Source organism: Ruminococcus sp. Marseille-P6503 (assembly GCF_900604945.1).
In the GTDB taxonomy this organism is placed as follows: Bacteria; Bacillota; Clostridia; order Oscillospirales; family Ruminococcaceae; genus FB2012.
The window spans coordinates 1,222,084-1,234,386 of record NZ_UWPB01000002.1; the positions used below are offsets into that span (position 1 = coordinate 1,222,084).

9 protein-coding genes are annotated in these 12,303 nt (G+C 46.6%); 3 read left to right on the forward strand and 6 right to left on the reverse strand.

Annotated features, from left to right (window positions below; translation table 11 throughout):
* Nucleotides 1-20: 20 nt before the first annotated feature.
* Complete coding sequence (clpX, locus tag EIH25_RS11780) at nucleotides 21-1,298, forward strand: ATP-dependent Clp protease ATP-binding subunit ClpX (protein WP_124101227.1); 1,278 nt, start codon at nucleotides 21-23, stop codon at nucleotides 1,296-1,298.
* Nucleotides 1,299-1,504: 206 nt separating this feature from the next.
* Nucleotides 1,505-2,083: a phosphate propanoyltransferase gene (locus EIH25_RS11785; protein WP_124101228.1), complete on the forward strand. Its 579-nt coding sequence runs from the start codon at nucleotides 1,505-1,507 to the stop codon at nucleotides 2,081-2,083.
* A gap of 97 nt (nucleotides 2,084-2,180) precedes the next feature.
* Here the strand turns inward: EIH25_RS11785 and EIH25_RS11790 are convergent, their stop codons facing one another.
* The 4 genes from EIH25_RS11790 to EIH25_RS11805 all read right to left on the reverse strand — a co-directional run bounded on the left by EIH25_RS11790 (nucleotide 2,181) and on the right by EIH25_RS11805 (nucleotide 9,575).
* Entirely contained in the window at nucleotides 2,181-3,248 is a 1,068-nt protein-coding gene (locus EIH25_RS11790; protein ID WP_124101229.1) for a CAP domain-containing protein, read from the reverse strand.
* 517 nt (nucleotides 3,249-3,765) lie between these two features.
* Nucleotides 3,766-5,892: a polyphosphate kinase 1 gene (gene ppk1, locus EIH25_RS11795; RefSeq protein WP_124101230.1), complete on the reverse strand. Its 2,127-nt coding sequence runs from the start codon at nucleotides 5,890-5,892 to the stop codon at nucleotides 3,766-3,768.
* A 196-nt stretch (nucleotides 5,893-6,088) separates the two neighbouring features.
* On the reverse strand, nucleotides 6,089-7,843 hold the full coding sequence (locus EIH25_RS11800) for an ABC transporter ATP-binding protein (RefSeq protein WP_124101231.1): 1,755 nt from the start codon (nucleotides 7,841-7,843) through the stop codon (nucleotides 6,089-6,091).
* The gene (locus EIH25_RS11805) at nucleotides 7,833-9,575 is read right to left on the reverse strand and encodes an ABC transporter ATP-binding protein (RefSeq protein ID WP_124101232.1); all 1,743 of its coding nucleotides are present in this window, start codon (nucleotides 9,573-9,575) and stop codon (nucleotides 7,833-7,835) included. The genes EIH25_RS11800 and EIH25_RS11805 overlap by 11 nt, the downstream gene beginning before the upstream one ends.
* Nucleotides 9,576-9,807: 232 nt before the next feature.
* On the opposite strand from EIH25_RS11805, the gene EIH25_RS11810 reads away from it, so the two are divergent.
* Complete coding sequence (locus EIH25_RS11810) at nucleotides 9,808-10,374, forward strand: phosphatase PAP2 family protein (protein WP_124101233.1); 567 nt, start codon at nucleotides 9,808-9,810, stop codon at nucleotides 10,372-10,374.
* A gap of 51 nt (nucleotides 10,375-10,425) precedes the next feature.
* Here EIH25_RS11810 and EIH25_RS11815 read toward each other — a convergent pair whose 3' ends face one another.
* The gene (locus tag EIH25_RS11815) at nucleotides 10,426-10,920 is read right to left on the reverse strand and encodes a VanZ family protein (RefSeq protein ID WP_124101234.1); all 495 of its coding nucleotides are present in this window, start codon (nucleotides 10,918-10,920) and stop codon (nucleotides 10,426-10,428) included.
* A complete protein-coding gene (locus EIH25_RS11820; RefSeq protein WP_124101235.1) occupies nucleotides 10,917-12,248 on the reverse strand; it encodes an HD domain-containing protein in 1,332 nt (443 codons plus the stop codon). The genes EIH25_RS11815 and EIH25_RS11820 overlap by 4 nt, the downstream gene beginning before the upstream one ends.
* Between the last annotated feature and the right edge of the window lie 55 nt (nucleotides 12,249-12,303).

The following is a 12,303-nucleotide window of genomic DNA, read 5'->3' on the forward strand; positions in this document are numbered from 1 at the left end:
AGATAGGATTGGTGTAACAAATGGCTAACGATGTAATCAAGCGGTGCGATTTCTGCGGAAAGCCTGAAACAAAGGTAAAGAATATGTTTTCCTCAGGCGATAATCATATCTGCGACGAATGTGTTCTGTTCTGCTATGATATTCTTGCGGAGCAGGGTATTGCCGCGGCATCTAAGCAGGTCAAAATAAAGGATAAAAAAGAAACGAACAACGGGATAACGCTGAAAAAGCCGGCGGAGATAAAAGCTTTTCTGGACGAATACGTTATCGGACAGGAGGAAGCCAAGATTTCTCTTTCCGTAGCCGTTTACAACCATTACAAGCGTATCATGGCGCTTGACGACGACAGCGACGACGTTGAGATTCAGAAGAGCAACGTCCTGCTTCTCGGTCCTACGGGAACCGGCAAAACAATGCTTGCGCAGACGCTTGCAAGACTGCTTAATGTGCCTTTTGCGATTGCCGACGCGACAACTCTTACCGAGGCGGGATACGTGGGCGACGATGTTGAAAATGTGCTTACAAGGCTTATTCAGGCCGCGGATTATGATGTTGAAGCGGCTCAGAAGGGTATAATCTATATAGACGAAATTGATAAGATAGCCAGAAAATCAGAGAATACATCTATTACCCGAGATGTCAGCGGAGAGGGTGTTCAGCAGGCGCTGCTCAAGATCGTCGAGGGAACCGTTTCAAACGTTCCTCCTCAGGGCGGAAGAAAGCATCCCCATCAGGAGTTCATTCAGATCGACACCAGAAATATTCTTTTTATCTGCGGAGGCGCGTTCGAGGGGCTTGATTCGGTCATAAAGAAAAGGACGGATTCCTCCTCCATGGGCTTCGGCGGAAATATAAAAAATAAAAATTCTGAAATCAATGTGATGAAAAAGGTGCTGCCTCACGATCTTGTAAAGTTCGGCATTGTGCCGGAGCTGGTAGGACGGCTTCCGGTAATAACCGTGCTTGACGAACTGGACGAGGATACCCTTTGCAGGATTCTGACGGAACCTAAAAATTCTTTAATAAAGCAGTATACAAAGCTGTTTAAGCTTGACGGAATAGATTTTGAAGTTACCGACGACGCCAAGAGGGAAATTGCAAGATTGACTATCGCTCAGAAAACCGGAGCAAGAGGACTGCGTGCCATTGTTGAAAAAATCCTTACCAGGCTTATGTTCGACGCTCCTTCTGACAGTGAAATTACAGGAATAACCATCACCTCCGACTGTGTGAAGGGCGATTCCGGACCTGTGATAACAAAGGAAAAAGCGGTGGATTCTCCCAGAAAGGGAGCTTAACACAACGGCAGAATTTTATGAAAGCTCAGCGAAAGCTGGGCTTTTTCAGCGGTTAGGCATTTTGATAAGGCGGATTTTATTTGTTTCCGATTATTCAGAAGCTTTGGAAAATTCAGCTTGCGCACTTGACCTTATGAAAAAAAAGTAGTAAAATATATATGGCAGTGCGGTAATCGCATAATCTAAGCTGAAAGGATTTGTTCTTTATGTCAAAGAAGTTTATTGTTGAAACGTCGGCTCGTCACGTCCATGTAACTCAGGAGGATCTTGAAACTCTGTTCGGAAAGGGCGCAAAGCTTACTCATAAAAAGGATCTTTCTCAGCCGGGTCAGTTTGCCTGCGAGGAAAGAGTAACAGTTGTAGGTCCTAAAAAAGAGCTTGCAAACGTTTCTATACTCGGACCGGTGCGTCCGGCAACGCAGGTGGAGCTTTCGGCTACCGACGCGCGTTCCATTGGAATTGCGGCTCCTGTAAGAGAGTCGGGGGAGCTTGACGGCTCCGGCGCCTGCAAAATAGTAGGACCCTGCGGCGAGGTTGAGATTTCGCAGGGCGTGATAATTGCAAAAAGACATATTCATATGACTCCTGCCGACGCTGAGGATTTCGGCGTTAAGGATAAGCAGATTGTGTCGGTTAAGATCGAGTCTGCTGAAAGAACTGCCGTTCTCTGCGATACGGTGGTAAGAGTAAGCGAAAAATATGCGCTGGCAATGCACATTGATACAGACGAATCCAACGCGGTAGGAGCTTCCAGGGATCAGACTGGCGAGATAGTCGATATTTAATCTCAGGATATACGGCGTTGTGTAAATAACGGCACGAAAAACGGACGGCTGTTGACCGTCCGTTTTTGCTGTTAAGCTATTATTAAATTAATGACTGTCAGTCAGTGAAAAGCTGGACCCATGCCTTGGTTGAGGAATCGTATCCTACTCCAAGCTTGCCGAAGCCGGAGCTTAGAATATTTTTTCTGTGACCCTCTGAATTCATCCAGGCGTTGACGACCTCGCTGGGAGACATATGGCCCTTTGCAATATTTTCACCCACTGCGCTCCAGCTGATGTTAAATTCGTCAAGTACGGTGAAGCAGCTGGTTCCGTCAGGTCTGGTGTGGCTGAAATGGGTGTTGATTTCCTTTGCGCGCACCTGTGCCGCTCTGCACAGCTCAGCGTCAAGAGTCAGGCTTTTAAGTCCCGCCTTGTTTCTTTCAACGTTTACAAGCTTAAGAACTTCGTTGACCTCCGCGGAGAAGCCGTTTGATTTGGTTGTGACAGAAACGCTTCCGAATGAGCCTGCATTGACTTTTCCTTTAGTATCGGTTCTGTAGGCTCTGACCTTGAACTGATATTTCGTTGAGGGATTCAGACCGCCGATACGGTATGTAGTTGTATTCATACTGCGGACGGTGGCTATTTTTGTCCATGCGCCGCCTTTAAGCTGATATACCTGATAACCGTTTCCGGTCTGCTTTGTCCAGTTTAGCCGAACCGCGTCGGCGGTTTTGCTTGTTGATGTTATTTTTACGGCTTTTGCTTTAGTGGAAGCAAGAAACTCCTTGCTGGCGCTTCCCCAATAATTAGCGCCGTTTACCTTTTTGTAAGCCTTGACCTTGTATCTGTAAAGCGTTCCTGACGATAGTCCGCCGTCGCGGTATGTGGTAGCGCCGCCGTTTTTTATGGTAGCGATTTTAACCCAGTTTTTGCCGTTGTAACGGTAAATCCTGTAGCCGGAAGCTCCGCTGACCTTATTCCAGTTGATTCGTATGGCGTCGGTAGTGCAGGAATAGCTTGATTTTAAGGTAACCGTCGCCGGAGTATATGCTGAGGCGGAAAGCGCCTGCTCGGCTGGAGTCGCAATATTGAAGCCGCTTTCTGCAAAAGCCGCGGCAGATGAAGAGGCGGCAATGATTCCTGCGGAAATAAACGATAATATTATTTTAAAGCTTTTCATTATAAAATCCTCCTGTAAGTAATTTTTAATTCGGAGCAAAGCCCGATGTAAGCTTGGCTTTTCATCGGCTGCGACGAAGCAACTGCGCCGCAGGAGCTTTAGCTCCTCAGGATTTTAGTAGGGGATTAATTCCTCTACTAAAATCCTGAATGGAACCCGCCGTCTAAGAGAGGCGAACTGCTTTCTAAAGAAGGCGGGGGACATCGGCGCTAGGTTATAATTTAATTCTATCATGCCTTACGCCTAAAGTCAATGTCAATCCATCCCAATAAATAATCGTTAATCCAAATGTCAAAAAAACAGATAAAATATGTAATAAAAACCGGCGTTAGACAGCGTCAGGGTAAAGAGTTAAAGAATATGGGTTCGGCGGCTTTAGGCGGAAGGATAAAGGAAGCAAGGCTGGCTGAATACTATAGGGGTATTGTCGTACGCAATAAGCGGCTGCGGATTAGAAAAATTCCGCAGCCGCTTATTTTTGCCTGTAAAAGCCGTTCATTAATTATCAGACAAAAGCTTATTTTTTTCTTCTGAACAGACCGATTATCACAGAAAAAATGCTTTTCTTTTTTACTGCTTCAGCTGATTCGTCAGCTTTCGGAGCGTTTGCATAAGCCTCAGCAGAAAAATGCTTCTGCGAATCCAGCGGAAAATCGCCTGTTCTTACATGAGCATATTTTCCGTCTGAGTGCTGTTCTCTTGCTTTTACGTTATCAGCAAGCTGGGTATTGAAATAGTCGATTACCCGTTCCTTTATGCTTTCGTCCAGCAGGGGAGCGGCAACCTCTATTCTTCTGGTAGTATTTCTGGTCATATAATCGGCGGACGATATGTATACCTTTTTTCTTACTCCGGTTCCGAACAGGTAGATACGCGAATGTTCCAGATATCTGCCTACTATGGAAATTATTCTGATGTTGTCGGTTACACCCTCTATACCCGCCACCAGACATGAAATGCCTCTGATAACAAGCTCGACCTTTACTCCCGCCTGAGAGCACTCTATCAGCTTATCTATAAGAACCTTATCGGTAAGAGAATTAAGCTTTGCTCCCACATAGCCCTTTCCGCCCGCACGGGCTATATTGATTTCGTCGTCCATCATTTCAAGAACCTTGTTCTGCAGACAAAGCGGAGCGACAAGCAGCAGCTTGGAGCTTTCCACCAGCTTTCCTACAGACAGAGCCTTGAAAACGTTCTGGGCGTCCTCGGCAATATCCCTGTTTGCAGTCATAAGACTGAAATCGGTATAAAGCTCAGCGGTTTTTTCATTGTAGTTTCCGGTGCCTATCTGGGTGTAATACCTGACTGCTTTGCCGGATTTTTTTGTTATAAGGCAAAGCTTTGAATGAACCTTGAGCTTTTGCGGTCCGTACATAATGTGACAGCCAGATTCCTCCAGCAGCTTTGACCAGCCGATGTTGTTTTCTTCGTCAAATCTTGCGCGCAGCTCTACCAGCACAACGACTTCCTTGCCGTTTTCCGCGGCGGCGCACAGAGCCTTAATGACCTTGGAGTTATTAGCGACTCTGTAAAGAGTCATTTTTACGGAAATCACCTGAGGATCGTTCGCCGCCTCTTCAAGCAGGCTTATAAACGGTTTTATTGATTCATAAGGATATGAAAGGAATATATCTCCCTTGTCTATCTGCTGCATCATAGGAACGCCGTTCTGGACCATTCGTGACTGCTGAGGCTCCGCTTTTGGGAAAAACAGCTCCTTGCGGTTTGCCGCCTTGCCGAATACGGAGAAAACGTATTTAAAGTCAAGAGGAGATTTTTCAATAAAGGTCTGCTTCTTGGAAAGCTCAAGCCTTAAAAGCAGCTCGTCAAGCGTCGGCTCGGAAATCGTTTTTGAAAGCTGAAGCCTGATGGGGCACAGCCTTTTTCTCTTGTTTATAAGCACTGACATATTCTGCCGGAAATCAAGCTCGCTGTCGAAGCCTTCGTCAACGTCGATATCGGCGTTTCTTGTAATTCTCATCAGCGCTTTTTCTTCGATTTTGTAGCTTTCAAAAGCTTTGTCCGCATAATGAAGAATGATATCCTCAACCAGCAGAAAGCTGATCCTGCCGCTGTCGTCCGACGGAAGGAAAACCGTTCTCTCGTACTTTCCGCCGCAGCCTATAATGCCCAGCTTTATGCCGGATTTTGAGGAAATTTTCGCTATGACGTATATGTCCTGATTGTTCAGGAAAGGAAAGGGATGACGCTTGTCTATTATCAGAGCGTTAAGAAAAGGCTTGATCTCATATGCGTAATATGAGTCTACAAATTCCTGCTCGGCCTTTGACAGGCTTTTCATAGTCCTGTGATAGATCCCGCGCAGCTCAAGCTCCTTGTTTACGGCGGAAAGCGTCTTATCCTTTATTTCGTTAAGCTCTCCTACCTTGGAATATATTGCCGACAGCTGCTCAGAGGGACGCATTTTGGTTTTGCCGTCCTTGTCATTGTCGTTTATAAGCTTCTGGTCGATAAGCGAGCCTACTCTTACCATAAAAAATTCATCAAGATTGCTTCCGTAAATGGACGTGAAAAGCAGACGCTCCATAAGCGGGACTGAGCTGTCCTGCGCTTCCTCAAGGACCCTGTTATTGAATTTAAGCCAGCTTAACTCCCTGTTATCATAAACCTTTTTGGACATAAATTAGGCTCCCGAAACGGAGCACACCTCCTTTTTTATATTTCATACAGCACAATATTTTTCTGTGTCTGCAATTCAATTATTAATATATATTTAATTATATTATATTGCAGGCTCAAAGTCAATAAGCGTAATGTAAAATATAAGTATAACCGCGAAAAAACGCGCCCGTGCCCGCTGCACAGACGCGTTTTTATCAGACGCTGAACTGGGAATTATAAAGCTCGGCGTAAAATCCGTTTTTATCCATAAGCTCTTCATGAGTGCCCTGTTCTATGATATGTCCTGAATTCATAACAAGAATACAGTCCGCTTCCTTTATTGTTGAAAGACGGTGAGCGATGATAAAGCTGGTTCTGCCTTTCATCATCTCATTGAACGTCTGCTGTATAAGGATCTCTGTTCTGGTGTCTATAGACGAGGTCGCTTCATCAAGAATAAGCATGGGCGGCAAAGCCAGCATAACTCTGGCAATGCATAAAAGCTGCTTCTGACCCTGCGAAAGCGTGCCGCCGTCCTCCGATATAACGGTATCATAGCCGTTGGGCAGTCTTTTTATAAAGCCGTGGCAGTGTGCGGCCTTGGCGGCGGCAGTAATTTCTTCTATGGAAGCGCCGGGCTTTCCGTAAGCGATATTATCCCGTATCGTACCGGTTTTAAGCCAGGTTTCCTGCAAAACCATACCGTACATCGACCGCATTGAATCCCTTGTACACTGTTTTATAGGAACGGAGCTGAGAATAATCTCTCCTCCGGTTACGTCGTAAAACCTCATCAGCAGATTTATGACGGTGGTTTTTCCGCAGCCGGTCGGTCCGACTATCGCGATCCTCTGTCCCGATTTTACCGATAAATTAAAGTTCTCTATAAGAGGAATCTCGGGATTGTATGAAAAGCTTACGTTTTCAGCCTCAAGGGTTCCGTCTACGCTTTCAAGCCTTACAGCGTCGGGACTGTCGGGAATTTCCGCCGGCTCGTCTATGATCTCAAAAACTCTTTTTGCAGAGGCGAAAGCGCTCTGAAGCTCGGTTATAACTCCGGAAATTTCATTGAAAGGCTTAGTATACTGGTTCGCATACGTCAGAAAGCAGGAAAGCTGACCTACCGAAAAGCCTCCGCCTATTGCCGCGAACGCTCCGATAATGCCCACGCTCGTATACACCAGACCGTTTATAAAGCGCGTAGAGGGATTGGTAAGCGATGAGAAAAAGGTTGCTTTAACTCCGACCTGCTGAAGATTTTTGTTGAGAACGTCAAATTTTTCCTCCGACTCATTTTCATATGCAAACGCTTTTACTACCTTCTGGTTCCCTATCATTTCCTCTACAAGGGAGGTCATTTCTCCTCTTGCTTCGGATTGCTTCTGAAAAAGCTTGAAGGTGTTCTTAGCTATAAATCTGGCGACAAAAAGCGAAAGAGGCGTTATAACGACAACGATAAGGGCGATTTTCACGCTGATCGAAAGCATAAAGAAAAGAGTTCCGAATATAGTTACTATTCCGGTGAAAAACTGGGCGAAGCCCATCAGCAATCCGTCCGATATCTGCTCCACGTCGGTGATAAGTCTGCTCATGATATCTCCGTGCGGATGGCTGTCTATATATTTCAGCGGAAGCTTCTGCAGGTTTCTGAAGGCGTCGTTGCGTATATCTCTGACGGTATTGTAGGTTACCTTGTTGGTGCAAAGCGACATTAGCCACTGCGAAATTCCCGTTACGGCGACTACTGCGGCAAGCTTGACCAGAATAGGCACAAGCCCGTCGAAATCAACGTTGCCTTTATCTATTATCAGGTCTATTCCCTGTCCCATAAGAATAGGAGCATAAAGGGTTGCGGCAACCGAAAGCACAGTAAGTATAAGCGCGACAACCAGCAGCCAGATGTGAGGTCCGGCGTATCTCATCAGCGGCTTGAAAACGGAGCCCTTGCCGGAAGCTTTTTTATTGCTCATTTTCAGCCACCTCCTCTGCGGAAAGCTGCGAAAGGCAGATTTCCCTGTATACATTACAGTCTTTAAACAACTGCTTATGTGTGCCGATTCCGGCTATTGCGCCGTCGTCGAGCACGATTATTTTATCGGCGTTTCGTATTGAAGATATTCTTTGGGAAACAATAAAAACTGTCATATCCTTAGTTTTTTCAGAGATCGCTTTTCTCAGTCTGGCGTCCGTTGCAAGGTCCAGCGCGGAGGCTGAGTCGTCAAGCACCAGGATCTCAGGCTCTCCGACAAGAGCTCTTGCGATGGTAAGACGCTGACGCTGACCTCCCGAAAGGTTTTTTCCGCCCTGAAGTATCATGTGATCCAGCTTTTCCGGCTTGCCGTTTACAAAATCCAGAGCCTGTGCGATTTCAAGCGCCCGGCATATATCCTCGTCGGAGGCGTTTTTATCCCGCCACTGCATATTCTCCCGCACCGTGCCTTTGAAAAGCGCTGCTTTTTGCGGAACCATTCCCACCTTGTGACGAAGCTGTTCAAACGGATATTCGCTTACCTCGTGTCCGTCAACCGCTATCATTCCGCTCTGATACTGATAAAATCTGGGGATAAGGTTTACAAGCGTTGATTTTCCCGCGCCGGTTCCGCCTATTATTCCGATAGTTTCACCCTTTTCGGCGGTAAAGGTTATATTGCTCAGAGCCGGCTCTTCTGAATCGCTGTAGGAAAAGGTAACGTTCTTGAATTCAACCGCCGGAGAGTTTTCTTTCGGCGGCAGAGTTTGGGTATTTTCGTCAGTAACAGTGGGATCGTATCCGAATACCTCGTTTATTCTGATCGACGAAGCCTGAGCCTTGGTTATAGAGGTGACCAGAACCGCTACCGCAAGCAGGGCGAGAAGGATCTGATTCATATAGCTGGTAAGAGCGATAAGCTCCCCCTGAGTTATCCCGCCGATATTTACGTCGATTCCGCCGAACCAGATGATCGCGATTATAGCGGCGTATACTATGACATAAGTACAGGGATTCATAAGAGCGGATATTTTTCCGGCTCTGATCTGGAGCTTGAACAGCTCGTCCGCATTGTCGTGAAATTCTTTTTCCTCGTTTTTCTGACGTGAAAACGCTCTGATGACCCTGACTCCCGCAAGATTTTCATTGACCGTCAGAGTGGTTCTGTCCAGCTTTCTCTGAATGGTTTTAAACATAGGAACGGTCTTTGTCATTACAAGATATATTACAAGCCCCAGCACAGGCGCGGCTATCAGAAAAATAAGGGTCAGCTTTACGGAAATCGTAAATGCCATTATAATTGAGCCGATAACTATAAACGGCGAGCGCAGAAAAAGTCTAAGGAGCATATTAACTCCGGTTTGCGCCTGGTTGATGTCGACGGTCATTCTGGTAACCAGAGTAGAGCTTCCGATTTTATCTATCTCCGAGTGGGACAGGGTGTTGATATGCCGGTAAAGGTCGCGTCTTAGCTCGGTGCCGAAGCCGAGAGCTGCCTTGGCGGCGAAATATTGAGCTGTAAGGGAGCAGACCAGACCGAGCACGCCCAACAGCACCAGCACGCCTCCCATAGTGATTATATAACGCTTGTCGGAGCCGGCTATGCCGACGTCGATTATTTTTGCCATAACCAGAGGAACCGCCAGCTCGAAGCAGGCTTCTATAAGCTTGAACAAAGGACCGACTATACTTTGAAGCTTATAGTTTCTTAGATATTTGAAAAGCTTTAACAAGATGATTCTCCTTTTTGAATTTGCTTGCGCCGGATAGGACTTCTGCCGGACGGAAGCAATAATTATAATTTGCGGACATAGAATTAGTATACCATAAAAATATAGCTGGTGGCAATATCTATGTTGCAAATTTGTTAATTTTGTGGTATACTATATCAGCCGGCCGTAATACTGCGCCGGATTTCAGATGATACAGGATTTGTAAGCCTTGATATAAACGGAGGGATGAATTATGCTGGAGGCTGTAACAAATGCGGATTTTGCAGTGCTTGACCTTATTCAGAAGCTGCATAGCAAGGCGCTTGACTTCATTATGCAGGCGATCACGGTTTCCGGAGATAACGGTTATATATGGATCGCGGTGTGCATAGTGCTGATATGTATTCCGAAAACCCGTAAAATCGGAATTTTCACAGCAGTTACGCTTATCGTCGAGGTCATACTTAACGACGGGATAGTAAAGGGGATAATAGCAAGGGAAAGACCCTTTATCCAGAACAGCGCGATAGATACGATAATACGTCAGCCTAGCGGCTATTCGTTCCCGTCGGGACATTCGGCTTCGTCGTTTGCCGCCGCCACGGCTATATTTATGCACAATAAAAGGCTGGGAATACCCGCATATGTTCTGGCGGCTCTTATAGCTTTTTCAAGACTGTATTTTTATGTTCATTTTCCGTCGGACGTTATAATCGGAAGCTTATTCGGAATGCTGATCGGCTTTTGCGTAAATAAGCTGCTGAAGCTTATTCTGGAGAAAATCAAAAACAGGAAGGACAGTGATAAAAGTCCGGAATAGGAAAATCAGATTCATATAGTGAAGAATAAAAAAAGACCTCGATTCGGAACCTTATTCGGAATTGAGGTCTTTTTCTGATTTTACGCGCTTTTTAGCGATAACCGCCGAAACGGCAAGCGCCGACGCCGTTCCTGCCGCCGCTCCTAGGGTGTCAATAAGTATATCCCGCAGTTCGCAGCTTCTTCCCGGAACAAAATACTGGTGAAGCTCGTCCGAGCAGGCGTATATAAACGCAAAAGCTGTGGGAATAATAAACCTTACCAGCCTTCGCCTGGGCTTTACCGAGTTATATGCCAGTATTCCCAGAATAAAATACGCGGTAAAGTGAGCGGATTTACGCACCGCAAATTGCAGCCCCTCTACGACAGCTTCCCGCTGACTGCCCGAAAAGCCGTCAAATTCAGGTACTATAAAGCCGTATACGCCTTCTATGAGAGAGCCGCTGGTTTCGCTTGACGCGCCGGAATTCTGTGATGAAAACATAAAAATTACAGCGCACCATATCAATGTGAAAATTATAAAGAGTATCTGTTTTCTCCCGATCATAAGATTACTTTCCTTACATATTCAGCTATCTGGTTTTTGTCGTTAGATATTTCCTCGGAAATAACCGCCTCAAGAATCTGCCTGAGGGCGGCGCCTATCTGTTGTCCTCTGAGTCCAAGCGCGATCAGATCGTTTCCGTTTACGTTCAGATCGGAAATTTTCATGCAGGCGTTTTCCTCTTCAAGCTCAAGAGCGATAACTGCAAGCAGGTCGAGGTTTTTCAGCTTTTCTTTTCTTTTATAGTCCGACTGGGCATAGGTGTCCGCACGCCGAACCTCAAGATAATCCATAAAGAAATCAAAGCCGTATTTGGATATAAAACGCCTAACAGCCTTTCTCTCGGCGGGAATACGGTTGTCGTGCTCATAGATAAGGTCGTGAATGTGCTTGACAGCCGCGTTGCCGCAGCGCAGGCGGCGCAGTATTTCCGAGGAAATTTCTGCTCCCGCGAACTGATGCGTTTTAAAATGATTTATCCCGTTCGCGTCGGTAGTCGCTGTTTTCGGCTTGGCTACGTCGTGAAGCAGCATTGTCAGCCTCAGCTCGGTCTGGGGACGGCAGAAGCCTACGCTGCGGCAGATATGCTCCCAGACGTCAAAGCAGTGATGAGGATTGTTCTGAGGAAATCCGAAGCAGGGGATTATTTCCGGGATAAAGACCGCGATGATCTCTCCGTATTCCGAAAGCGCTTCCGAAGCGTTTTTGCCGCAGACAAGCTTTTTCAGCTCGGAAAATATCCGTTCCGGCGAAATATAGCGTAAAAGCTCCTTTTCTGAAAAAACGGCGCGCTTTGTGTCGTTTTCGATACTGAAGCCCAGAACGGACGAAAAACGTACCGCTCTCAGTATCCTCAGGGAGTCCTCGCTGAACCTTCTGACAGGGTCGCCGACGCACCTGATGATCTTGCTTTTTAAATCGTCTGCTCCGCCGAATATATCGGTCAGACCGCTTTTGGGATTGTAGCACATAGCGTTTATGGTAAAGTCCCTGCGCTCAAGATCCCGTTTGAGCTCTCTGATAAATTCTACGCGGTCCGGGCGGCGGTGATCTGCATAGCTGCCGTCGCTGCGGTAGGTAGTGATCTCAACGGCGTTTCCGTCTATGATAACCGTAAGCGTTCCGTGCTTGAGCCCCGTATCTACGGTTTTGCAGCCGCTGAACACCTGCTGCAGCTGAAACGGCAGCGCGTCGGTGCATATATCCCAGTCGGAGGGCTTTCTGCCGATTAGGCTGTCCCGCACACAGCCGCCGACGCAGTATGCCTCATAGCCGTTGGCTTCCAGCAGCCCGATTGCGGCAAGAACGTAATCAGGCACATTTATTTCCATTGAAATCGGCTCCTTTCCTTGGATATGTAACCGCGGTGACCGCAGGCAGGCTGTG

What these genes read in the sequence shown, in the direction of transcription:
- clpX (WP_124101227.1), top strand. Translation starts at nt 21, where the DNA reads ATGGCTAACGATGTAATCAAGCGGTGCGATTTCTGCGGAAAGCCTGAA.
- EIH25_RS11785 (WP_124101228.1), top strand. Translation starts at nt 1,505, where the DNA reads ATGTCAAAGAAGTTTATTGTTGAAACGTCGGCTCGTCACGTCCATGTA.
- EIH25_RS11790 (WP_124101229.1), bottom strand. Translation starts at nt 3,248, where the DNA reads ATGAAAAGCTTTAAAATAATATTATCGTTTATTTCCGCAGGAATCATT.
- ppk1 (WP_124101230.1), bottom strand. Translation starts at nt 5,892, where the DNA reads ATGTCCAAAAAGGTTTATGATAACAGGGAGTTAAGCTGGCTTAAATTC.
- EIH25_RS11800 (WP_124101231.1), bottom strand. Translation starts at nt 7,843, where the DNA reads ATGAGCAATAAAAAAGCTTCCGGCAAGGGCTCCGTTTTCAAGCCGCTG.
- EIH25_RS11810 (WP_124101233.1), top strand. Translation starts at nt 9,808, where the DNA reads ATGCTGGAGGCTGTAACAAATGCGGATTTTGCAGTGCTTGACCTTATT.
- EIH25_RS11815 (WP_124101234.1), bottom strand. Translation starts at nt 10,920, where the DNA reads ATGATCGGGAGAAAACAGATACTCTTTATAATTTTCACATTGATATGG.
- EIH25_RS11820 (WP_124101235.1), bottom strand. Translation starts at nt 12,248, where the DNA reads ATGGAAATAAATGTGCCTGATTACGTTCTTGCCGCAATCGGGCTGCTG.